Annotated in this window: 24 protein-coding genes and 2 tRNA genes; 14 read left to right on the forward strand and 12 right to left on the reverse strand. The window is 65.0% G+C overall.

Annotated features, from left to right (window positions below; all coding sequences use genetic code 11):
- Positions 1–50 precede the first annotated feature (50 nt).
- Genes GGR13_RS11175 through GGR13_RS11190 form a run of 4 tightly spaced genes read left to right on the forward strand, consistent with a single transcriptional unit; the run spans position 51 to position 2,594 of the window.
- Entirely contained in the window at positions 51–410 is a 360-nt protein-coding gene (locus GGR13_RS11175; protein ID WP_246347802.1) for a DMT family transporter, read from the forward strand.
- Positions 407–1,204, forward strand: a complete 798-nt coding sequence (gene thiD, locus GGR13_RS11180) for a bifunctional hydroxymethylpyrimidine kinase/phosphomethylpyrimidine kinase (protein ID WP_183213594.1) — start codon at positions 407–409, stop codon at positions 1,202–1,204. Before GGR13_RS11175 ends, thiD begins: the two co-directional genes overlap by 4 nt.
- Positions 1,201–1,782, forward strand: coding sequence for a nucleotidyltransferase family protein (locus tag GGR13_RS11185; RefSeq protein ID WP_183213595.1), 582 nt, complete (start codon positions 1,201–1,203; stop codon positions 1,780–1,782). Before thiD ends, GGR13_RS11185 begins: the two co-directional genes overlap by 4 nt.
- Positions 1,782–2,594: a PhzF family phenazine biosynthesis protein gene (locus GGR13_RS11190; RefSeq protein WP_183213596.1), complete on the forward strand. Its 813-nt coding sequence runs from the start codon at positions 1,782–1,784 to the stop codon at positions 2,592–2,594. The genes GGR13_RS11185 and GGR13_RS11190 overlap by 1 nt, the downstream gene beginning before the upstream one ends.
- 57 nt (positions 2,595–2,651) lie before the next feature.
- Here GGR13_RS11190 and GGR13_RS11195 read toward each other — a convergent pair whose 3' ends face one another.
- On the reverse strand, positions 2,652–3,032 hold the full coding sequence (locus GGR13_RS11195) for a hypothetical protein (RefSeq protein WP_183213597.1): 381 nt from the start codon (positions 3,030–3,032) through the stop codon (positions 2,652–2,654).
- A 152-nt stretch (positions 3,033–3,184) separates the two neighbouring features.
- Between GGR13_RS11195 and tldD the strand changes: the two genes are divergently transcribed.
- Positions 3,185–4,615, forward strand: a complete 1,431-nt coding sequence (gene tldD, locus GGR13_RS11200; RefSeq protein WP_183213598.1) for a metalloprotease TldD — start codon at positions 3,185–3,187, stop codon at positions 4,613–4,615.
- Positions 4,616–4,715: 100 nt separating this feature from the next.
- On the opposite strand, the gene GGR13_RS11205 is transcribed toward tldD, so the two are convergent.
- Positions 4,716–5,627, reverse strand: coding sequence for a TraB/GumN family protein (locus tag GGR13_RS11205; RefSeq protein ID WP_183213599.1), 912 nt, complete (start codon positions 5,625–5,627; stop codon positions 4,716–4,718).
- 191 nt (positions 5,628–5,818) lie between these two features.
- Between GGR13_RS11205 and GGR13_RS11210 the strand changes: the two genes are divergently transcribed.
- A complete protein-coding gene (locus GGR13_RS11210) occupies positions 5,819–7,864 on the forward strand; it encodes a TonB-dependent receptor plug domain-containing protein (protein WP_246347803.1) in 2,046 nt (681 codons plus the stop codon).
- Positions 7,865–7,950: 86 nt separating this feature from the next.
- Here GGR13_RS11210 and GGR13_RS11215 read toward each other — a convergent pair whose 3' ends face one another.
- Complete coding sequence (locus GGR13_RS11215; RefSeq protein ID WP_183213600.1) at positions 7,951–9,714, reverse strand: peptide MFS transporter; 1,764 nt, start codon at positions 9,712–9,714, stop codon at positions 7,951–7,953.
- Positions 9,715–9,994: 280 nt separating this feature from the next.
- Between GGR13_RS11215 and GGR13_RS11220 the strand changes: the two genes are divergently transcribed.
- Entirely contained in the window at positions 9,995–11,140 is a 1,146-nt protein-coding gene (locus GGR13_RS11220; RefSeq protein ID WP_183213601.1) for an N-acetyltransferase, read from the forward strand.
- Between the two features lie 10 nt (positions 11,141–11,150).
- On the opposite strand, the gene mscL is transcribed toward GGR13_RS11220, so the two are convergent.
- The 7 genes from mscL to aroA all read right to left on the reverse strand — a co-directional run bounded on the left by mscL (position 11,151) and on the right by aroA (position 16,906).
- A complete protein-coding gene (gene mscL / locus GGR13_RS11225; RefSeq protein WP_183213602.1) occupies positions 11,151–11,570 on the reverse strand; it encodes a large-conductance mechanosensitive channel protein MscL in 420 nt (139 codons plus the stop codon).
- On the reverse strand, positions 11,567–12,055 hold the full coding sequence (locus GGR13_RS11230) for a GNAT family N-acetyltransferase (protein WP_343060364.1): 489 nt from the start codon (positions 12,053–12,055) through the stop codon (positions 11,567–11,569). The genes mscL and GGR13_RS11230 overlap by 4 nt, the downstream gene beginning before the upstream one ends.
- Positions 12,056–12,065: 10 nt before the next feature.
- The gene (locus GGR13_RS11235) at positions 12,066–12,356 is read right to left on the reverse strand and encodes an integration host factor subunit beta (protein ID WP_183213603.1); all 291 of its coding nucleotides are present in this window, start codon (positions 12,354–12,356) and stop codon (positions 12,066–12,068) included.
- 264 nt (positions 12,357–12,620) lie between these two features.
- On the reverse strand, positions 12,621–14,324 hold the full coding sequence (rpsA, locus tag GGR13_RS11240; protein ID WP_183213604.1) for a 30S ribosomal protein S1: 1,704 nt from the start codon (positions 14,322–14,324) through the stop codon (positions 12,621–12,623).
- A 161-nt stretch (positions 14,325–14,485) separates the two neighbouring features.
- Positions 14,486–15,136: a (d)CMP kinase gene (gene cmk / locus GGR13_RS11245; RefSeq protein WP_183213605.1), complete on the reverse strand. Its 651-nt coding sequence runs from the start codon at positions 15,134–15,136 to the stop codon at positions 14,486–14,488.
- 61 nt (positions 15,137–15,197) lie between these two features.
- Positions 15,198–15,584: a RidA family protein gene (locus GGR13_RS11250; protein ID WP_183213606.1), complete on the reverse strand. Its 387-nt coding sequence runs from the start codon at positions 15,582–15,584 to the stop codon at positions 15,198–15,200.
- Positions 15,584–16,906, reverse strand: a complete 1,323-nt coding sequence (gene aroA, locus GGR13_RS11255; RefSeq protein ID WP_183213607.1) for a 3-phosphoshikimate 1-carboxyvinyltransferase — start codon at positions 16,904–16,906, stop codon at positions 15,584–15,586. Before aroA ends, GGR13_RS11250 begins: the two co-directional genes overlap by 1 nt.
- A gap of 141 nt (positions 16,907–17,047) precedes the next feature.
- On the opposite strand from aroA, the gene GGR13_RS11260 reads away from it, so the two are divergent.
- On the forward strand, positions 17,048–17,512 hold the full coding sequence (locus GGR13_RS11260; RefSeq protein WP_183213608.1) for a TIGR02300 family protein: 465 nt from the start codon (positions 17,048–17,050) through the stop codon (positions 17,510–17,512).
- Between the two features lie 175 nt (positions 17,513–17,687).
- A tRNA-Ala gene (locus tag GGR13_RS11265) sits at positions 17,688–17,763 on the forward strand.
- Between the two features lie 81 nt (positions 17,764–17,844).
- On the opposite strand, the gene GGR13_RS11270 is transcribed toward GGR13_RS11265, so the two are convergent.
- A complete protein-coding gene (locus GGR13_RS11270) occupies positions 17,845–18,819 on the reverse strand; it encodes a complex I NDUFA9 subunit family protein (protein ID WP_183213609.1) in 975 nt (324 codons plus the stop codon).
- 174 nt (positions 18,820–18,993) lie between these two features.
- Here GGR13_RS11270 and GGR13_RS11275 point away from each other — a divergent pair.
- The 5 genes from GGR13_RS11275 to lptB all read left to right on the forward strand — a co-directional run bounded on the left by GGR13_RS11275 (position 18,994) and on the right by lptB (position 21,775).
- Positions 18,994–19,080: transfer RNA gene (locus GGR13_RS11275), tRNA-Leu, on the forward strand.
- A gap of 109 nt (positions 19,081–19,189) precedes the next feature.
- Positions 19,190–19,804, forward strand: a complete 615-nt coding sequence (locus GGR13_RS11280) for a ribonuclease D (RefSeq protein ID WP_183213610.1) — start codon at positions 19,190–19,192, stop codon at positions 19,802–19,804.
- Positions 19,804–20,466, forward strand: coding sequence for an LPS export ABC transporter periplasmic protein LptC (gene lptC, locus GGR13_RS11285; RefSeq protein WP_183213611.1), 663 nt, complete (start codon positions 19,804–19,806; stop codon positions 20,464–20,466). The genes GGR13_RS11280 and lptC overlap by 1 nt, the downstream gene beginning before the upstream one ends.
- 1 nt (position 20,467) lies before the next feature.
- On the forward strand, positions 20,468–20,950 hold the full coding sequence (locus GGR13_RS11290; protein WP_183213612.1) for an LptA/OstA family protein: 483 nt from the start codon (positions 20,468–20,470) through the stop codon (positions 20,948–20,950).
- Between the two features lie 27 nt (positions 20,951–20,977).
- The gene (lptB, locus tag GGR13_RS11295) at positions 20,978–21,775 is read left to right on the forward strand and encodes an LPS export ABC transporter ATP-binding protein (protein ID WP_183213613.1); all 798 of its coding nucleotides are present in this window, start codon (positions 20,978–20,980) and stop codon (positions 21,773–21,775) included.
- Here lptB and GGR13_RS11300 read toward each other — a convergent pair whose 3' ends face one another.
- Entirely contained in the window at positions 21,776–22,519 is a 744-nt protein-coding gene (locus GGR13_RS11300; RefSeq protein ID WP_183213614.1) for a DUF805 domain-containing protein, read from the reverse strand.
- Positions 22,520–22,680 lie beyond the last annotated feature (161 nt).

Consider the following 22,680-nt stretch of genomic DNA (forward strand, 5'->3'; position numbering starts at 1 on the left):
TGGCCCACCGCGAATGCCAACGGAAGCCAATGCTTGCCCGGCCAGCCACGATGTCCCATCTGACCTTGATGGCGATGAACTCGATCAATCCCTGGCTGGCTCTGGTTATCGCAGGCGTCCTTGAGGTCGCCTGGGCATCCGGGTTCAAATACGTCTCGTTGCAGCGGCCACTGGTCTCGCTCGCCGTGGGTGCAACGATGATCGCCAGCTTCTTTTTCCTGTGGCTTGCGACCCAGAAACTGCCCATCGGCACGGCGTATGCGATCTGGACCGGCATCGGGGCCGTCGGGGCCGCGAGCGTGGGAATCCTGCTCTTTGGCGAGCCCGCCACGGCCATGCGGATCGTCTGTATCGTGCTGATCGTCGCCGGGATCGTGGGTCTGAAGCTGTTCTCCGGCGCCGTGGCATGAGCCTGGGGCGTGTGCTGATCATTGCCGGATCCGACTCTGGCGGCGGGGCCGGGATCCAGGCGGACATCAAGGCCGTGACCATGCTCGGGGGTTATGCCGCGACGGCGATCACGGCGATCACGGTGCAGAACACCCTCGGCGTCCATGGCGTCCACCCCCTGCCCCTCAAGCTCATCGAGGCCCAGGCCCGCGCCGTTCTGGACGACATCGGCGCGGATGCGATCAAGACCGGCATGCTGGGGTCTGTGGACGTGGTCGAATGTGTGGCCGCCCTCCTCGACACATCTCAGGCCCCCGCCGTCATCGACCCGGTCATGATCGCCAAGGGCGGGGCCTCCCTTCTGGACGAACGCGCCATCGAGACCGTGCGCAGCCTCATGGTCCCGCGCGCCGCACTCCTCACGCCCAATGCCCCTGAAGCCGAGGCCCTGACCGGACTGAGGGTCGACGATCTGGACGGACAGAGACGTGCGGGTGAGGCCCTGCTGAAGCTCGGAGCCAGGGCCGTGCTGATGAAGGGGGGACACGTGCCGGGCGAGACCGTGATTGACCTGTTGCTGACCCCGTCCGGCGAAACCCTGCTGGAGGGCCCGCGCGTCGAGACCACCAGCACTCACGGCACCGGATGTACCCTCGCCAGCGCCTGCGCCGCAGGTCTGGCAAAGGGCCTGTCGCTGGAGCAGGCCGTGGCCGAGGCCTGGGCCTATGTCGCCGAGGCCATCCGACAGGCACCGGGACTGGGCAGGGGTCACGGACCTCTGGACCACGGCTGGCTGCTGTGGAACCGGAAATGAGTGCGCTCGAGGCCCGACTGGTTCAGATCGTCCGTGCCGACCCCGGGCTCATGCATGTGCTGACCACCGTGCGGGACCTGCATCTCCCCGACTGGCGCGTCTTTTCGGGCGCGGTCTATCAGTCGGTCTGGAATGCCGTCACGGGCCGGGCAGCGGGGTACGGGATCCGCGACTATGACGTCGGCTATTTCGATCAGGACACGACCTGGGACGCCGAGGACATTGTGATCAAGCGCGTCGCGGCCGCGTTCGAAGAGCCCTTCCGCACCAAGGTCGAGGTGCGCAATCAGGCTCGTGTGCCATTGTGGTTCCCCGCCCATTTCGGCGAGCCGTATGACCCGATCGCCGGCACGGACGAAGCCCTGGCCCGGTTCGTGGCCCCAGCCTTCGCGGTCGGCATCCGCCTGGAAGGCGACGACACGATCAGCGTCGCCGCGCCGCTGGGCCTCGAAGACATCTTCGCGCTCATCCTGCGACCCAATCCCACGCGCGGCGTGGCAAAGGACTGGGGACGCGTGGTCGAGCGCGCCCGGTCGCGCTGGCCAGAGCTGACCGTCATCGAACCGGAGACCGCCTGATGCGCCAGTGGACCGTGGATGCCTTCGCCGACGGACCGTTCCTCGGCAATCCGGCCTGTGTGGTCGAGCCGTTTGACACCTGGCCGAGCGATGCCTGGATGCAGGCGCTGGCCATGGAGAACAATCAGGCCGAAACCGCCTTCCTGCGGCGGACCGATGACCCCGCACGGTTTGACCTGCGCTGGTTCACCCCTGCCGTCGAGGTTGATCTTTGTGGCCATGCGACGCTGGGGTCTGCGCATGTGATCATGAGGGAGTTGGGCGTCGAAGCCCCGACGCTGACCTTCAGCAGCCGGTCCGGGCCTTTGCGGGTAAACCGGCACGAGCGGGGTTACGAACTGGATTTCCCATCCGACCCGCCGCGCCAGACCGATGTCCCGGCGGGGCTGGCCAAGGCTTTGGGCGCGCAACCGGTCGAGGTCTGGGCCGGTCGCTATCTGGTCGCCGTCTATGCCGAGGCCTCGACAGTCCGGACTCTGGAGCCGGATTTCCGCGCCCTGGCGATGATCCGGGGCGAGGCTGGCGAGGCCGGTCATGTCATTGTCTGTGCCCTGTCCGACGACCCCGCTGTCGATGTCGTGGACCGGTTCTTCGCCCCCGGGTGTGGCGTCGACGAAGACCCGGCGACGGGGTCGGCCCACTGCATTCTCGGGCCGCTCTATGCCGACAAGTTGAAGCGGCCTGTGGTCACCTTCGCCCAGGTCTTCGCGGGTCGCGGCGGGCTGTTCGAAACGGAAACGCGGGGCGACCGCATCCTGATCCGCGGGGACGCTGTCACCATGATCGAGAGCCACCTGCGTCACCGGCCCTGAGACAGAAAAGACGCGGCCCCGCATGGAGCCGCGTCCTTCCTGCAATCACGTCGGCTATCAGCCGCGGCGGTTATCGTCGTCCCGGCGCTCGTACCGGACCTGGGCCGAAAGACGGTCGAAGCGACGGTCGAGATCGGCACGCTCCCACTGGGTCAGACCGCCCCGACGGTAATTCTGCTCCAGACGGGCCAGGGTGTTGAACTCGCCCCGCAGTCGGCTGGCTTCGCGGCGGCTCAGGGCCCCGTTCTGCACACCGCGATCGATGCGGCGATCCAGATTGGCCTGGCGCTGGTTGATGTTCTGCCAGCTGGACTGGCTGTAGGCCGGGCCGTGGCGACGGTCATCGTCGCGGCCGTGGTTTTGGGCTGCAGCTGGCATGGCCACGGCACCGGCGGCCAGCGTCAGGGCCAGAACGGGGATCAGTGTGCTCTTTTTCATCGGTCCATTCCTTTTCGTTTGGCACAACCGGTTGGCTGCGATGGACCCAGATAACCACCCGGCGCCTGAGCCCGATCTGAACGGGCCGGGTCAGGCGCGGTTCATCTTCGCACCCCTCGCCAGAGCGGTCCGATCGCCCTATCTGTGCAGGCATGACATTGCACACGACCCAGCCTCCGATCCTTGAAGCCGCAGGCGTTGATCCTTCAGAGGCCCTCTCGATCCTGCAGCAGGCGCTGGTGGGCGCCGATGATGGCGAACTCTTTCTCGAGCGGTCGGAATCGGAATCATTGGTGTTCGACGACGGGCGCCTGAAATCCGCCGCCTATGACGCATCGGAAGGGTTCGGTCTGCGGGTCGTGGCCGATGAGACTGCGGGCTATGCCCACGCCAATGAGATCAGTCCTGCAGCCCTGCGACGCGCCGCAGAGAGTGCCGCGCTGGCCAAGGCAGGCTACGCGGGTCAGGCCGCCGAGGGACCGCGCGCCACGAACCAGAAACTCTACGATGCGGTCGATCCGCTGGCGTCGCCCGCCTTCTCCGACAAGATCGCCCTGCTGGCCGAGATCGATGCCTGGGCCCGTGCCCGGGATCCGCGGGTCGTCCAGGTGTCAGCCTCCATCGTGGGTGAACGGCGCGCAATCGAGATTTTGCGCGCCGATGCCCTGACGGTTCGAGACATCCGTCCGCTCGTCCGGCTGAATGTGTCCGTCACCGTCGAGCGCGACGGTCGCCGCGAGAGCGCGTCGTCGGGTGCCGGCGGGCGCACAGGGTTTGAGGCCTGGATCACGCCGGACCGCTGGCAGGCCCAGGTCGACGAGGCGATCCGCCAAGCTCTCGTCAATCTAGATGCCATCGACTGTCCGGCGGGTGAGATGGACGTTGTGCTGGGTGCGGGATGGCCGGGTGTTCTGCTGCATGAGGCCATCGGGCATGGCTTCGAAGGCGATTTTCACCGCAAGGGCTCGTCCGTCTTCAACGGCATGATGGGCAAGCGCGTCGCAGCCCCCGGCGTCACCGTGGTCGATGACGGGTCGATCGCCCACCGCCGTGGCTCGCTGTCGGTCGATGATGAGGGAACGCCAACCTCGCGCACCGTCCTGATCGAGGACGGCATCATGGTTGGACTGATGCACGACCGGCTGTCCGCGCGGAAAATGGGCCAGCGGGCGGGGGGCAATGGACGCCGCCAGTCCTTTGCCCACATGCCCATGCCACGCATGACCAACACCTTCATGGAAGGGGGCCGGGATTCAAGGGCGGACATGATCGCCAGCACCAAGCGCGGTCTCTACGCCGCCAATTTCGGTGGCGGCCAGGTGGACATCACGAACGGGAAATTCGTCTTTCAGTGCACCGAGGCCTATCTGATCGAGGACGGTCGCATCACAGCGCCTGTAAGAGGCGCGACCCTGATCGGTGACGGGGCGACCGCCCTGACCAATGTCACGATGATCGGCGACGACTTTGCCTTCGATCCCGGCGTTGGAGTGTGCGGCAAGGCAGGACAAGGCGTGCCGGTAGGCATCGGACAACCTTCCCTGAAGATCGGTGGCTTGACGGTTGGCGGCACCACTGTCTGAGTGACCCCCATCTGGCTGCACCAGAGCGCCAGCTGTCCGGGCGAAGACGGGTCCGGCCGGAGCCGACATCGGGGCCCCGCTCCTCACAAGCTGATAACGGTCAGCGCGCCTTCCACTCCGGCCCCTCGATCACCGCTCCCTGGGCCTCCAGCCGATCAAGCACCCCGCCGGCTTCCGCCAGCAGACCCAGCGGTGCGACCGCCATGGTCACGCCGGTCTCGGTCAGGGCTTCCTCGATGGCCGCTGTCCAGGCTGTCTTGAGTTGCGGCCCAAGCCTCGGGTCACCCCACGGCCAGCAGACCTCGAGCGCCTTCTGAACGGGCGACGCCATCACCGCAGTGACCTCGAACCGGGTCCAGGCCCGGCCTCGCGCCAGGACAGCATCCGGGCCCGCTTCTGCAGCCTCGATCGCTGCATGCATGCAGGTCAGCCGGCTCTCCGGAGGGGCCGTCAGCAGGTCGTCGACCAGTTGATCGCCCCGAGCCTCGGCTTCCACGGATCGAACCCGGACCCTGGCCTTCCGCGCGGCCCGCCGCACGACATCACCGGCGTCATCGGCTGAGTTGCGGCCATAACCGGCTCCATCCCGCAGCAGATCGCCGGCTGTGATCAGGAAACTCTTGCGGCTGTAGTCCTCACCCACACGATCTTCGATGGCATCCAGCCGTGCCTGCCATTGCGGCGCTAGGTAGTCTGCCGAGGTGGTCTCCCCGGGCAGGCTGGTCCAGGTCCGCATCCGCCACATCAACCGCATGATGTCCCGAAAGGAGCCCTGAACGCCGATCCCGGACATGACTCGCTGTGACCTCGCGGTCGCAGCCTCGAGCGCCGAAGCACTCCATGGCGTGGCCTCGGGAACCCCGTTGATTTCTCCAACCAGCAAAACGGTCGCACCGTTACGGGTGACCTCCCAGATAGGCGCGCCCGAGCGTCGGGCTTCCACCACGATCTCGTCCACGGTGTCGACCTGCGGGTCAGCGTCCTGGGCTCGAACCGCAGTGGGAACTGTCATCACGACAGCCCCCAATACAGCAAGACTGATCATCGTGGACTTGCTCGCCATATTTTCACCTGCATGATTACAGAACTGCAATGATCATATTCAGTCTTCTGTACAGGATTTAATCCACCTGACAGGCTTGTAACTGTCAATCGCAATCTGTCGTCGGCAAAGCTTCGGTCACACAACGAGGGGAACCCCAGATGATGACCAAGACACTCCTGCTGGCCACGAGCGCCATTCTGTTCGCCAGCCCGGCCCTCGCCCAGGTCGCCCCATCCCCGACTGCCCCCCCAGCGCCCGTCGCCGAGGAGGGCCTGCAGGGCGTCCTGGTCTTCACGCCGGACTTCTTTGCCGATCAACGGCCGAACTCGGCCCTGGACATGGTCAATCGGGTCCCGGGGTTCAGCGTCAGCGATGGTGAAGGCAGCCGCGGGTTCGAGGGCTCGGTGGGCAATGTCCTGATCAACGGTGCGCGACCCGCCTCCAAGAATGATACCGGCTCGGCGGTCCTGAGCCGGACGGTCGCGGCGAATGTCGATCGTATCGAACTCATCCGCGGGGGAGCCCCCGGGATCGACATGCAGGGCTTCGCGGTCGTGGTGAACGTCATCACCCGGAGCCAGTCCAGCAGCGAATCGATCGTCGAGGGGACGGCCTTCATCTTCGCCGGCGCCCCCGAACAGTACAACGGCTCCTACCGCTTCACGGCCAAACAAGGCGACCGGACCTGGGGCTTCACCCTGTCAGACGGGGTCGCAATCAATGACTCGGCAGGTGTGGGCCGGAGTATCCGCGCGGATGGAACTGGCCGCGTCTTGCGCGATGAGTCCTACTTCAACAACAGTCGCGGGGGCGGCCAGGCCATCCGGGGGAATTTTGCCACGCCCCTAGCGGGTGGAAAGATCGATCTGACTGCCCGGTACGGTCTTAACGACTATGAGCAGGTCGACCGGCTCACCAATCCCACCACCTTGCGTGAAAGCCTCTATGCAGAGGATGGCAGCAGCGGCGAGTTTGGTGCGGTCTTCACCCGTCCGATGGGGACGCGGTTCAGCTCCGAAACCCGCTTCATCCATGAGTTCAGCGACTTTGACTCCGTATCCACCTCGCGCGGCCGGGTCGGCGCCAATGTCAGTCCGGACCAGCAGTTCGAAGCCTTCGGCAACAGCTCCGAAACCATCCTGCGCAGTCTGGTCCGGTTCGAGAAGTCGCCGGCCATCACGCTGGAGGCCGGCGGCGAGGTGGCCTACAACATGCTGGAGGTCGACCAGAGCTTCAGCATCGACGGGGTGTCGGTGCCCCTGCCCTCCGCCTCCATCACGGTCGAGGAGACGCGGGGCGAGGCTTTCGTCAAGGGCACATGGCGGCTTCGTCCGAACCTGACCGTGGAAGGCGGGATACGGCTTGAGGGCTCGACCATCACCCAGTCCGGCGACGCCGATCAGGAAAAGAGCTTCTTCTTCGCAAAGCCGCGGCTGCAGGCGACCTGGACGCCCATGCCCAACAATCAGGTCCGCTTCCGCTTCGAACGTGAACTGGGCCAGCTGGACTTCGGCGATTTCGCGGCCTCCTCCGATCTGGAAGACGACACGGTGTTCGGCGGCAATGTCGATCTGGAGCCGGAACAGCGCTGGATCGCAGAACTCACCTATGAGCGTCGGTTCCTCGGTGAAGGCATCGTCTCCGTTGGGTATCGCCACGACGAGATCATCGACGTCATCGATCGCCTGCCGCTGGACGGAGGCCTCTCAGCCGTGGGGAATATCGGCAACGGCACCCTGGACCGGCTGGACGTCAACATCGTCCTGCCGATGGACAAGGTCGGGTTCACCGGTGGCAAGATTCAGCTGCGGAATACCTGGGATCATACTGAAGTCACGGATCCAACAACGGGCGAAACCCGCCCGATCTCGGGCGTACGCGCTTCCCAGCCGGCCTTCATCGTGAGCCAGGATATCACTTCGTGGAAGCTGCAGTGGGAGCTGGCCTATCTGCCCAGATTGTCCGAAACCTCCTACGACCCCGATCAGACCAGCAGCTTCCGCGGGCGCGACTATTTCGAGGGGGCAATCGAGTACAAGCCGACCAGCACCCTCGCCATCCGCGCCCAGATGAATGTCTGGGACGACTTCGAGACCGAGCGGGTGGTCTATGCGGACCGTACGACCCGTCCGGTGGCCTTCATCGAGCGCCGCACGATCGACCCCCGCACCTTCTATCAGATCCGGGTGCGCAAGACCTTCTAGCTCGGGCCGACTGCGCAGCGATCATTCAAGAAAAAAGGCCCGGTGGATCGCTCCACCGGGCCTTTCGTTTCAGGCTGGGTCGAACGTCAGCGAACGCCGGCCATACCCTTCTTGAGCAGCGGCGAAAGCACCAGCAACACGATACCTACACCCACGCCGGTCCACCCGATGGTGCCGAAGATCGACCCATAGGTATCCAGCGCCAGCTGCGGATTGGTCACGACGCCGGCCACGGTATCCGTTGCCGTCGCCTGGGCGATGACCCCGGCGGCGATGTGTGCCACCGAGCTGGACAGGAACCAGACCCCCATCATCATCCCGACCAGACGATCGACCGACAGCTTGGTGATCATCGACAGCCCGACCGGCGACAGACACAGCTCTCCCAGGGTGTGGAAGAAATAGGTCAGGAACAGGAAGAACAGCGGCACCCGGAAATCGGCCCCGGCCTGTGTTGCCGACGCCCAGGCCAGCACCAGGAAGCCGATACCCACAAACACCAGGCCAAACGAGAATTTGACCGGCGTGGACGGCTCCATCTTGCGCTTGGCCAGCCAGACCCAGAGGGCGGCAAAGATCGGTCCGAAGATCACGATGATGCCGGGGTTGAACATCTGGGTATAGCCGGCATTGAACCAGCCCGGCATGTCCGTGGACTGGTCCGCGAACAGGGTCAGGGACGAACCCGCCTGTTCGAACAAGGCCCAGAACAGCACCGAGAAGAAGATCAGCACCTGGGCCACCAGCATGCGGTTGCGCTCGGCCCCCTTCAGCTGAGTCACGGTGTAGCCGACCACCGCAGCGAAGATGATCCCGGCGAGCCATGGCAGGCTGGTCGAGATGATCTCGTGACGCTGCATCAGCAGCCAGACCGGGAAGACCGCAATCAGACCCAGGATCCAGAAGGTGGCTTCCAGTGGAATGCCAAGCACCTTGGTGCCAGCCAGTTTTTCGGGATGCGGCGGACCACCCCGGCCCTCGAGCCAGGACTGGCCCAGCAGGAAGGTTGCGAGACCCAGCAGCATGCCGAAGCCCGCCAGGCCGAAGCCATAGGCCCAGCCGTAGGTGTAGCCGAGGTAGGAGCAGAGCCCGGTCGCAAGGACGGACCCCAGATTGATGCCGACGTAGAACAGGGTGAACCCGCCATCACGGCGTGGATCGTTCTCTTCGTAAAGCTGACCCACCACGGTCGAGATATTGGCCTTCAGGAACCCGACGCCCACGATGATCAGGGACAGCGCCAGGAACAGGGTCATCTCGCCGGACGGATCGCGGACCGTACGGGTCGTGTAGCCATCGGCCGCCGTCTGGGCAGGAAAGCCGGCAGCGGTTGCGGCCAGCGCGCCGGATCCGGCGGCAGTATCGGCAGCGTCAACGACCGTTACACCTTCAGGCGTGACCGAGATCGGCACGCGGCCGGAATCGGTCACGGCATACAGTTGCCGGTCCGTATTGCGACCATCGACCTCGATCGCATACTCGGTCCCGCCGACCGTGATGAACTCACGTCCACCCGATCCCTCGAACGCCATCGTGAAGTGTCCGGCAACCAGCAGGACCGCGCCGATGATGACGGCCTTTCGTGATCCCAGGTATTTGTCGGCGATCAGGCCGCCGACCACCGGCAGCAGATACACCAGCGCACCATAGGCGGCGTAGATGCCCTGCGCCTCGACCGGACCGAACAGGAAATGCTGGATCAGATAGATCGTCAGCATTGCCCTCATGCCGTAGAAGGAGAACCGCTCCCACATCTCGGTGAAGAACAGGACCACCAGCCCCCGCGGGTGTCCCAGAAACGTCTTGCGAGGTGCGCCAATCGTGGCACCTGCCCCATCCGTCAAGCTCAACGGCTCACTCCCAATAGCCGCGCCCTGTTCGGCGCGTGAAGGGCGCATAACCAGCACGGCGCGCGAACCCGGACAAGTGTTAAGGCTGTTCCGTGACAGCCTCGGACCCACATCCCGTCACGAAACCCCCTGCCGCGACCCAAAACGCCGACGACACGCGCAAAGCGCCTCCTCACGGATGCCCACACGTATTCTCGCTTGCACGGTTGTGGCGCAGTGAATGCACCGGGATCGACCAATCGCCGGCCACCGTGCCAGATCGGGAAAGCCAACCCCCACCATGATCATCCGACCCGTTCGCACGTCTGATCATGCAGGGGTCAATCGTCTTCATCGGGACGTCTGGTGGCCGGAACGGTCCGCGGCGGGCTGGCGCTGGCTGGAAACCAATCCGGCCAGGGCCGATCTGGATGCGCCTTGCGGCTGGGTGGTCGAGGACCCTGATGGCGAGGTCGCCGCGTTTCTGGGGAATTTCGTCCAGCGCTTCTGGAATGGCGACCGGCTGATGCATGCCTCGACCGGCTTTTCGACGATCGTCCGCCCCGACGTCCTGGGTGCGAGTCGGGCGCTGTTTCGTGCGCATGCACGACAGCCGGGCCTGGCCGCGCACTATACCTTCAATGCCAATCGTCGCTCTTCGCCGCTTTATCGCTTGTTCGGCCTGAAACCCTGGCCCGACGCGACGCACGCCTTGAAGCTGTCATGGATCGTCGATCCCGTCGCCATCGTGGGAGGACGGCTGCTGCGCGAGATGGTCATGCGGGTGCCGGACCGGATCAACTATCGGGCGGAATGGTTCATGGGACCACGCCTCCACATGGCCAGCCCCCTGAAGCTTCCGGTCCAAATCCTGAGGCTGACAGACTTTGGTGACGGCTCGCCCTATGCCCGTTTCTGGACGGCACTGAAGTCGGAGGGACAGGTTCTGGCGGATCGCAGTCCGGAGATCATGCGCTGGCGGATGGCCGACCCGGACCAGACGCTCAGGCCGATCGTGCTCGCCAGGGTCACGGGGGACCGGATCACGGGCTATGCCATGGCGCAGATGAGCAAGGGCAGCAGCATCGAACCGCCCCTTCTCGATGTCATCGACGCGACTGCTTTGTCCGAAGCCGGGGCCGCAATTCCTGAACTGATTGCGACCCTGATTGAAAATGCTCGACAGATGGGCGCTGCGAAGGTCCGGATGCAGATGGTCTCGCCCCGCATGCTGACGCTTCTGGGGCCACTGGCCGGCCGCGCACGGCGAGAGGGCGGCTGGGGTCACGCGCACGTCAGATTCAATGACCCGACCATGGCAGACCTTTGGTCGCCGACGCCTTTCGATGGCGACTACGCCATCTGTCTTCGCCCCGTACCCGAAATCCAGGGTTTGCTTCGTCCTCGCGTCAGCCCGGCGTTCGCCAAGGAGAAGGCGTCCATCTGACGGAGGCCGGTCAGACCGGTGGGCGTGCCTGCAGGGAATCCCGGATTTCCATCAGCAGCGCTTCGGACGCGGTCGGCGCAGGCGGTGCTGCCGGCGTTTCGGCATCGGCCCTGCGAAGCTTGTTGATCGCCTTCACCAGCAGGAAGACGACGAAGGCAACGATCAGGAACTGGATCAGGGTATTGATGAAAGCCCCATACTGAATGGCGACTTCCTCGATCGCCTCGGTGGCAGGATTCTCTGGAGCCAGAACCCATTTCAGGTTCGCAAAATCGACCCGCCCGAGAATAAGACCGATCGGCGGCATGATGACCTGTTCCACCAGGCTGGTGACGATCTTTCCAAAGGCCGCCCCGATGATCACGCCCACGGCGAGGTCCACGACATTGCCGCGCGCGGCAAACTCCTTGAATTCAGTGATCAGGCTCATGCGGGGAACTCCGTGTCTGGCGTTAGGTCGAGGTGAAGAAACTGATTGAAGGCCGTGGCCTCATAGTTGCCGAAGGCCGGGCCGGGCACAAATCCACGGGATCGATACAGTGCCAGCGCCGGTTCGAAGGCCAGGCCCGATCCTGTCTCCAGGGACACCCTGCGCGCGGACAGCGCGGCAGCCCGGGCGATCAGATGCTCCAGCATCGAACGACCATGTCCCTGCCCCAGATGGTGGGGATGAGTGCGCATCGACTTGATTTCGAAGGTGCCCTCATCAACTTGCCGCAGCGCCCCCATCGACACCGCACGCCCGTCCTGCAGGATCACGAAAGCCGACGTTCCGTCTTCCGCCAGGCCAGACGCGCCCAGGGCATGGACGCTGTCCGGTGGAGAATGCTCACGCATGGCGGATAGATGCAGGTCGACGAGCTCGAGGAAGGTGGGGTCGGCGAAATTGGCCTCGACTGGGCTGGCGTCCGCCACCGACAAAATCTCAGGCGTCGCCTGAAGCGTTCAGCCGCTCGCGAAGCTCCTTGCCGCTCTTGAAGAACGGGACCGACTTGGCGGGAACATCGACACTTTCACCCGTGCGAGGATTGCGGCCGGCACGGGCAGGACGCGAGCGCACCGAAAACGCACCGAAGCCACGCAATTCCACGCGGCCACCTTCGGCCATGGCATCGGTCATCCGGCCCAGGACGACATTGACCACGCGCTCGACCTCAGCGTGGGTCAGATGGGTGTTCTCTGACGCCAGCTTTTCAATCAGCTCAGACTTGATCAAGGGCAGCCCTCCTGTCGATCTGGTGACTGCCCGACCAGACACCATTCGGCTGTGGCCCGGAGAACCACGAAGGGCAGCCTAACCTGCGGCGACCATTGGCAAAAGCCCCGCTTAGCGTGAATCTGGCCAAATTGTCGGAAACCGTACGTTTCCGGAGTTTGTTTCCAGACAGAGAAAAGGGCGGCTGGATCCCTCCAGCCGCCCTCCTGCAGTTCTGTCAGCGCGTCGTGTCAGAACACGACGGGCCATCGGCCAACGGGATTATCAGTCCTGTTTGGCCTTCTCGCGCAGGGCTGCACCCAGGATGTCGCCCAGCGATGCGCCCGAGTCCGAGGACCCGAACTGATCGATGGCTTCCTTCTCGTCGGCCATTTCGAGGGCCTTGATCGAGACGGAGACGCGGCGCGTGGCCTTGTCGATGCCCGTGATCTGGGCGTCGACGCGGTCGCCCACGGCATAGCGCTCGGGGCGCTGCTCGTTGCGGTCGCGGCTGATGTCCGACTTGCGCACGAAGCTGGTGACCGGCGCATCGTCTTCGCCGAACTTGACCTCGATGCCACCCGACTCGATGGACGTGACGGTCAGGGTGACCGTCTGGCCCTTCTTGTAGGTGTCGCCGTCGCCGACCGGATCGCCGCCCAGCTGCTTGATGCCGAGCGAGACGCGTTCCTTCTCGACGTCAACGTCCAGCACCTTGGCCTTGACCATCTCGCCCTTGCGATAGCGCTGGATGGCTTCCTCGCCGGAGACGCTCCAGTCCAGGTCGGACAGGTGCACCATGCCGTCGATGTCGTTGTCCAGACCGATGAACAGGCCGAACTCGGTGGCGTTCTTGACTTCGCCCTCGACGGTCGAGCCGATCGGGTTGGCTGCAACGAACGCATCCCACGGATTGTCCTGGGCCTGCTTCAGGCCCAGCGAGATGCGGCGCTTGGAGCTGTCGACGTCCAGGACGACCACGTCCACTTCCTGCGAGGTGGAGACGATCTTGCCCGGATGGACGTTCTTCTTGGTCCAGGACATTTCCGAGACGTGCACCAGGCCTTCAACACCGGCTTCCAGCTCAACGAATGCGCCGTAGTCGGTGATGTTGGTGATGCGGCCCGTGTATTTGGCACCGGGGGGATATTTGGCTTCGACGCCATCCCACGGATCGGACTGCAGCTGCTTCATGCCGAGGCTGATGCGCTGGGTGTCCGGGTTGATCTTGACGACCTGCACCTGGACGGTGTCGCCGACGGCGAGCACCTGCGAGGGGTGCGAGACGCGCTTCCACGACATGTCGGTGACGTGCAGCAGGCCGTCGATGCCGCCGAGGTCCACGAACGCGCCGTAGTCGGTGATGTTCTTGACGACGCCGTCGCGGATTTCACCCTCTTGCAGCTGACCCACCAGCTCGGTGCGCTGTTCGGCACGGGCTTCTTCGAGGATCGCACGACGCGAGACGACGATGTTGCCGCGCGGGCGGTCCATCTTGAGGATCTGGAACGGCTGCTCCTTGCCCATCAGCGGGCCGACGTCGCGCACGGGGCGGATGTCGACCTGCGAGCCGGGCAGGAAGGCCGATGCGCCGCCGAGGTCGACGGTGAAGCCACCCTTGACGCGACCGATGATAGCACCGTTGACCGGCACGCCTTCTGCGAAGACGACTTCCAGACGGGTCCAGGCTTCTTCGCGACGGGCCTTGTCGCGGCTGATGACGGCTTCACCCAGGGCGTTCTCGACGCGCTCGAGGTAGACCTCAACGTCGTCGCCGACCTTGGGGATCACCGAGCCTTCGCCGATGCCGAACTCGCGGGCCGGGATACGGCCTTCGGTCTTCAGACCGACGTCGATGATGATGATGTCTTTTTCGATGCCGACGACGCGACCGTGGACGACCTGGCCTTCGCCGAGGTCACGACCCTGGAGCTGCTCGTCGAGCAGGGCCGAGAAATCGTCGCGCGTGGGGTTGAGGGTATCTGTCATGAAGCTCTGGTGTTTCCGAATGGGTTTTGGCGCGTGACCGGACGGCCCCGCGCGAGGTGGAGGAAAAGATGGGAAGTCAGGTCGTCGGGATACGAGCGGTCAGTTGACCCCAGGACGCCCGCGGAAGCCGAGGATGGGAGCGTTGGATTTGTCCGCAAGCCCTAGAGGGTATGCCGGGCACGCGCCGCCTCGACGATACGGCGGGCCGCATCGAAGGCCTGCTCTATATCCATATCGGTCGTATCCAGCAAGACCGCGTCGCTGGCCTGGATCATGGGAGCCGATCCGCGGCCCGCATCGCGCTCGTCGCGTTTCAGGATATCGGCCAGCATCGCCTCGAAACTGATGTCATCGCCGCGATCCCGAAGCTGCCGCCAGCGCCGTCGGGCGCGGGTCTCGGGCGTCGCGGTCACGAACAGCTTGGCCATCGCATCGGGGGCGATCACCGTGCCGATGTCGCGTCCGTCGAGGACCGCTCCACCCGGCTGTCGGGCAAAGGCCTGTTGCAGATCCAGCAGGGCGGCCCGCACGCCGGGATAGCCCGCCACCCGGCTGGCGGCCTCTCCCGCCTCGCCGGTCGTCAGGCGCGCGTCCTGCGATAACCGGTCGGCATCCAGTGCGCGTGCCGCACGATCGGCCGCAGCCTCGTCCGCCAGGTCTCCTCCGGTGGCCAGAACCTCCAGCCCGACCGCACGGTAAAGGAGGCCGGTGTCGAGGAAGGGCAGACCATAGGTCGTGGCCAATCGGGCGGCGATCGTGCCCTTGCCCGATGCAGCGGGTCCATCAACGGCGATTACAAGAGCGGGGGACATAACCTGGCTTTCCGAGCACGGCACCGCAGCAAAATCCAGTGACATATATGTCAGAGTCTCGTCACCAGCCGGGCACAACTCGCGCCGTCACCTCGATTTCGATCTTCATCCGGGGATCCGCCAGTCCGGCCTGGATCATCGTTGCGGCCGGGCGAACATCCCCGAACGCGACCTTCAGCGCTGGCCAGCAGGCCGGAAAGTCGGCCGCATCGGGCAGGATGTAGCGCACACGCACGACGTCGGAAAAGCGAGCCCCGGCTTCGATCAGAGCCGCCTCGATGTTCTTCAGGGTCTGGGTCGTCTGTTCGGCCACGTCGTCCGATATCGTCATGTCGGCGTAGTCGAAGCCCGTGGTGCCCGAAACGAACACCCAGTCGCCGTCACGGACAGCGCGCGAATAGCCAATCTCGGCCTCGAAGCTGGATCCGGAAGCGATCAGGCGTCGCATCAGACCCCCTCGGCGACGTGGGCACCGAGACCGCGCATCATCTCGACGAAGCCGGGAAAGCTGGTGGCGATCATCCCGGGCTCATCGACCGTGACAGCCCGTTCCGCCGCCAGACCCAGGACCAGGTGGCTCATGGCGATACGGTGGTCGTGAGCCGTACGGACGGTCGCCCCGCCCGGCACAGTGCCTCCGGTCACCAGAAAACCGTCCGGCTCCTCTTCCACCGCGACGCCACAGGCTCGCAGCCCGGCGACCATCAGGGCGATGCGGTCGCTCTCCTTGACCCGCATCTCGCCGATGCCGCGCATGACAGTCACACCCTCTGCAAAGGCTGCCGTCGCAGCGAGGATCGGATATTCGTCGATCATCGAGGCGGCCCGGGTTTCCGGGACCACGATGCCGCGCAGCTTCGAGTGCCGGGCGGTGATGTCGCCGACGTCCTCACCCCCGCTCTGACGCCGGTTCGCGATCGTCAGGTCAGCGCCCATCTCGATCCAGGTGTCGAACAGCCCGGTGCGCAGCGGGTTCAGCATCACGCCCTCCACCGTGACCTCCGAGCCCGGCACGATCAGACCGGCCGCCAGCGGAAAGGCCGCCGACGAGGGATCACCCGGAACACTGACCGCCGTCCCCGTCAGGGGCTGCCCGCCCACCAGCCGGATGATCCAGCCCTCGCCGCTGTCCACCACCTGGACCTCCGCACCGAAGGCCCTCAGCATCCGCTCGGTGTGGTCCCGGCTCTTCTCCGGCTCTTCCACGGTCGTGGTGCCGGTCGCATTCAGCCCGGCCAGGAGGATCGCCGACTTTACCTGGGCCGAGGCTACGGTCTGGACGTGGTCGATCGCAGCGAGGTCTCCGCCGGTCAGGATAGCGGGCAACAGGCCACGGTCACCGCTCCAGTCAAACCGGGCTCCCATCCGTTCGAGATGATCCGTCACCCGCCCCATGGGACGCTTGCGCAGGGAGGCATCACCATCAAAGGTCGCTGAAATCCCGTAGCCGGCGGCGGCCCCCATCAGCAGCCTGACCCCGGTGCCGGCGTTGCCGCAATCGATGATCCCCTCGGGAGACTGAAAGCCGCCCTGCCCCGTCACGCGCCAGCGGCCCGGTCCGAGCCGCTCGGTGAGCGCTCCGAAGGCCTCGACGGCGCGGCCGGTGGCCAGGACGTCGTCGCCTTCAAGCAGTCCCTCGATCTCGGTGATGCCGTGCGCCATCGCCCCCAGAATGAAAGCCCGGTGCGACATCGACTTGTCCCCCGGGGCATGGACCGTTCCCTGCAGGACCCGGCCACTTCGGGCCGTCAGGTGGGTAGGTTGGGCCACGTCGCATGCCTCTGGATTCGGATTGTCGGGAGGCGAAAAGGATCAGGGTCGACCCGGGACGCTGCAGATGGCTTTTGACAGCGGGCCGTGGGGGTGGCAAGGGACGCCCCCGAAATCCCACCCTTCAAAGGCTTCCAAACCTTGGCCGATCCCCAACTGGGCTCCAAGCAGGTCTGCCCGAACTGCCAGGCGAAATTCTACGACCTGACACGCCGTCCTGCCCACTGCCCCAAATGCGATACCGAGTTCGACCCCGAAGAGGCGATCAAACTGCGCAGCCGTCGCGGTCGTCCCGGCGGTTATGCATCCGACGACGCCGAAGATCAGGTCGTCGACAAGAAGGCCGACGCCGATGAGGACGAGGAGGACGATACCGCCTCCACGCCCGAAATCGATCAGGAAGGCCACGAGCCGATCCTGACGCCGGACGACGAAGATGATGTCGTGGCCGATCCCAGCGAGGAATCGGGCATGGGCACCACCGACGGCGACGATGATGTCCTCGCCGACGACGACGATGACGACGATTCCGTGCCCTTCATCGAGGACGAGGATGACGACGCCTTCGCTGACGACGTTGTCAAACCCAACCAGGACGACGATTGATTTGATCCGGTCACGCGCTTTTCGGGCGGTGAAATCACCGCCCGAAAAGATGCGAAAATAAAGTGCGAAACCGGGTTGATCCTCAAATGACCCTGACATAGGTTCCGCCGCCTTGCCGAGGGGCATTTCACACCTCCCCGGCAACACCAACCGCAAGGCCAAGGCCTTGAGGATTGGGGCTTTAGCTCAGCTGGTAGAGCGCTTGCATGGCATGCAAGAGGTCAGCGGTTCGACTCCGCTAAGCTCCACCATAAAGGCCGCTTCCTCACCGGAAGCGGCCTTTTCCATTTCAGGGTTGGGACGCGCGGTGCCTGCACACCGCGCGGCTGGCGTCAGGCCGAGGCGGGGCCTTCGGCGAACTGGCCGCCCTTGCGGTAGCGCCACAGATAGGACGGCGCGATGGCCTCGAGGCCCGTCGCCTCGATCCCGAGATCCTTCAGCGTCAGCGCGCCGGCATCGACCACATTGTCGGTCTCCAGCATGGCGACCTGATCCTTCGTCAGGACCGGGGCGATTCCCACCAGCGCCGTCATCTGGGCCAGTGACCCTACGATGCGGGCGATCGGGAATGGCAGGGGTGCGAGCATCCGGGCCCGGCCTGTTTCGCGCAGGATGTATTCGAGGATCTCGCGGAAGGACCAGACGGCGGGGCCGCCCAGTTCATAGGTCCTTCCAGCCGCCGCGTCGGTCACCACGGCCCGGGCAATCGCCTCGGCCACGTCGCCGACATAGACGGGCTGGAACTTTGTCCCGCCCCCGCCGACCAGCGGCAGGGCCGGTGCCATGGTCGCCATGGACGCAAACCGGTTCAGGAACCCGTCACCGGCCCCGAACACGATCGAGGGCCGCAGGACGACGGTGTCCGGCTTGATGTCGCGCATGACGACCTCGGCCTGGCCCTTGGACCAGCCATACAAGCCTTTGGAGTTCACGTCGGCGCCAATGGCCGAAACCTGCACCAGACGGCCGACCGACTGCATCACGCAGGCTTCGGCGATCACGCGCGCCGCATCGACGTGCATTTTCTCGAACGTGCCTTTGGGCGTCTCATACAGGATGCCGACCAGGTTCACGGCGGCATCGGCCCCCTTCAGGGCGGCCGAAACCTCGGACACATTGGTGACATCGCAACGAACGAGCTGGATCTGGCCGGGATCTCCCAGCGGACGCAGCTCATAGGCAGAGTTGGGGCTGCGCACGGCGACCCGGACGCGCCAGCCGCGTTTCGCCAGGGCGCGGACGGCCTGCGAGCCGACGAAGCCGGAGCCTCCGAAGACGGTAACCAGACCCGGACCTGCGTCGGCCATTGTTCACTCCAGCGAAAGCGTTGTCGGCGCGGGATAGACGATGCCGTGGCGGGTCGCAACGCGGGTCAGGGCCGCAGTGGATGCGATTGGCAAAAACCGGTGTTGACCGCCTGCTCCGGTTTCCCTAAAGGTCCGCGCCTTCCGGACGAAAACGCCTCGCGGCGCGACGCTCGGGCCCAGGTGGCGGAATTGGTAGACGCGCTGGCTTCAGGTGCCAGTGATAGAAATGTCGTGGAGGTTCGAGTCCTCTCCTGGGCACCAATATTCAAAGGCCCCGTGTCGCGAGACGCGGGGCCTTTTTCTTGGCCTATCGCGTCTCGCAGGGTGAGACGCTACTTGAGGCCGTCCACGTTTGGTTCGAAGAAGGCTCATGACTGTTTATCTGCATGAAGGCGACCTGCCCGACGGGCTCGATTTCGGAGCCTCCGTGGCGGTCGATTCCGAGACCATGGGCCTGCGCTTCCGCCGCGATCCCCTCTGCGTTGTCCAGTTGTCCAGTGGCGACGGTAACGCCCATATCGTGCGGCTGAACCGGCCCGATTACGACTGCCCCAACCTCAAGGCCCTGATGGCCGATCGCGGCGTGCTCAAGATCTTCCACTTCGGCCGGTTCGACATCGGGATGCTGGAGCTGCACCTCGGGGTCGAGACCGGGCCGGTCTACTGCACCAAGATCGCCTCCAAACTGGCCCGGACCTATACCGACCGGCACGGCCTGAAGGACGTCGCCCGCGAACTGGCCGGCATCGACCTGTCCAAGGCCCAGCAGTCCTCGGACTGGGGCGCGACCGAGCTCAGCCAGGCCCAGCTGGACTATGCCGCTTCGGACGTCCTGCACCTGCACGTCATCAAGGAACGGCTGGACGCCATGCTGGTCCGCGAGGGGCGTATGGCCCTGGCACAGGCCTGTTTCGACTTCCTGCCCATGCGCTCAAGGCTCGATCTGGAGGGGTGGGACGAGATGGACATCTTCGCCCACAGCTGATGACAGAGACCGACGCCCGAGAGGATCGCAAGCGCGAGGACGAGGCCCGGCTGGCCCTCGCCGCCGATCGCTGGCGCGCCCGCTCGCGGCGGGTAAAGCTGTACCGTCGCCTGCTGCCGATCCTGATCCTGCTGCTGGCAGGTGGTGCCCTGACCTGGACCGTCTTCCGCACCGTGATGTCGGGCGTGGAACGCGAGGCCAGCCAGAGCCGCGCCGTGGCGCTGGAGAAGCCCATGTTCCACGGACAGGACGCCGAGGGCCGCTCCTTCGTCATCGGGGCCCAGGGGGCCGTGCGTGACCCGACAACCGGCTATTTTACCCTGAACGGTCCGACGCTGAGGCTGAACCTTGGCGGCCGCAGGGTGACCCAGATCACGGCCGATGCGGGGACCTACAACGAGGCCGGCCGGACGGTCACCATCGGCCCCAATGTGAAGATTTCCGAAGGCGAGTCCGGATTCGACCTCGTGACGCCGGAGGCTGTCGTGGACACCCGGACCGGGATCGTGACCGGCAACAAGGGCATCTCGGGCACGGGTCCGCTTGGAACCATCTCCGCTTCATCCTATGTGATCGCTGAACAGGGCGAACGGGTGACGTTCAGCGGCTCGGGTGAAAACAAGATACGTGGCACGATCAATGCCCCGTCTTCCGGTGAATGACATGACCAGAACGACCCTCGCTCCAGCCCTGCTGACCACAGCCGCCCTGCTGACCATGGCAAGCCCCGCCTTGCCGCAGAGTGCGCCGACGGCCTCCCAGGGCTTTGCCTATTCGGCGGACGACGGAAACCTGACCCCCACAACCGTGTCCCTGCGCGGGCGGGCCGAGATCGTGCAGGGCGGCAACCGGATTCGCGCCAACGCGATCGAGGCCACCCGGGGCGATAGCGGCGTCAGCCGGATCGAGGCGTCCGGCGACGTCTATTTCGTTACCCCGGACCAGAGCATGCGCGGGGAACGCGCCGTCTACACACCCGGCAATGACGAGATCGTCGTCACGGGCGACGTGGTCCTGACCCAGGGCCGCAACGTCCTGACCGGGAACCGCGTCGTCTACAACACGCGCACGGAAACCGCCCGCATCGAGGGCGGCGGTGGCACTGGCCGGGTCCAGGGCGTCTTCTACCCGGAAGGCGGCAACTGAGCCGTTCCGGCTCGTTGGAACCCGCCCGTGGCCCGCAAGGAACTTTCCGCCCTCAACCGTGACGAACCGGAGACCGCTGAAGGTCAGCCGGAACAGCCGGTCGTGCCTGAGAGAGGATTGCGGGTTCGCAATATCGCCCGCAGCTTCGGCCAGCGACAGGTCGTCCGCGACGTTTCCCTGACGGTCCAGCGAGGCGAGGTCGCCGGGCTGCTGGGACCCAATGGGGCTGGCAAGACGACCTGCTTCTACATGATCACGGGCCTGATCCCGGCAGACAGCGGCTCGATCTGGCTGGATGGCGAGGAAATCACCGCTCAGCCGATGTATCAGCGGGCCCGGATGGGGCTGGGGTATCTGGCCCAGGAGGCCTCGATCTTTCGCGGCATGACGGTCGAGCAGAACGTCAAGGCCGTGGTCGAACTGCGCGAAACCGGCAAGGCGATCGACGCGGAAACGACCCGGCTGCTCGGTGAACTGAACATCGACCATCTGCGCCACGCACCGGCTCAGGGCCTTTCGGGCGGAGAACGTCGCCGGGTCGAGATCGCCCGGTCGCTGGCGGGCCGGCCCAGTTTCATGCTGCTCGACGAACCCTTTGCCGGGATCGACCCCCTGGCCATTTCCGACATCCGGAACGTGATCCGTTATCTGGCGAGCGAGGGCATTGGCGTCCTGATCACGGACCACAATGTGCGAGAGACGCTGAGCATCATTGATCGGGCCTCGATCCTGTCGGGCGGCGAGGTCCTGTTCGAGGGGACAGCCGATGAGGTCATTCATGACCCCGAGGTCCGCCGGGTCTATCTCGGCGACCTTTACGGCTGATCAGCCGCCCCGGCGGCCGAAGGCGCGAGCGGGAAGGATGTTCTGCGGCGTCGCGGTAACCGGCCATTCTCGCGGTGTCGGAGCCCGGGTCTTCTGGCTCGCGACAGGCAAGAACGGGCTGGCCGGGCGCGCTGCCGGCTCAGGCGAAGGGCCGTTGCGGAGGGCCTCGGCGAAAAGCGCTTCCAGCCTGGCGTCGTCGAACACGCTTGATGCCTCACTGCCCTGAACCGCCTCATCCAGTGGATCAGGTCCGAAACGGTTTGATCCCTTGGTTCCCGGCATCAGCAGCATCACGAACAGAATGACGTTGCAGGTGATCCCGAGGCCCCAGATTACGCCGAATGTTCCCAGACTACCCATCTGAGCCGCAATCACCGCGTCGGCGGGCATGCTGCTCGTCACCTGCTCCACAAGCCTGATGGCTGAACCGAGCAGGACGATCGGTGCCAGTATGCCCGGCAGCATGAGCCCCATCCAGCGCGCGGACCGGTTCACGTCATGAAGGCGGCGAACCTGGATGGCCAGGTTGGGGATCAGCAGGGCCGCAGCGGCCAGGAGAACAAAGCCGAGCAGAATCGGCAGGGCCACGCCAATGGACGCCCCGGCGGATGCGATCAACCGCACCCCCAGAACACCCAGCATGCCCGCAACCAGAGACTGGGCCGCCATGAACTGTAGGTACTCGGCGCGCCGCGACCGGCTCTCGAAGTCGGCATAGTGGATCAACGGTCGGAGCAGCAGCATGGTCGGATGGCTCAATGGCTGATCGCACCACGCTGGGGCATCGGCCTGAACAGCGCTCTAAGCGATACAGTTAAGCCTGAAGTCGCGTTGATCGACCGACGCGTTGGTGGCGCGTTAACGGATGCTCGCCATTCTGACAGCAAGTTCCGGGCCACCACGGC

The sequence above is a fragment of the Brevundimonas variabilis genome (assembly GCF_014199945.1).
Lineage (GTDB): Bacteria > Pseudomonadota > Alphaproteobacteria > Caulobacterales > Caulobacteraceae > Brevundimonas > Brevundimonas variabilis.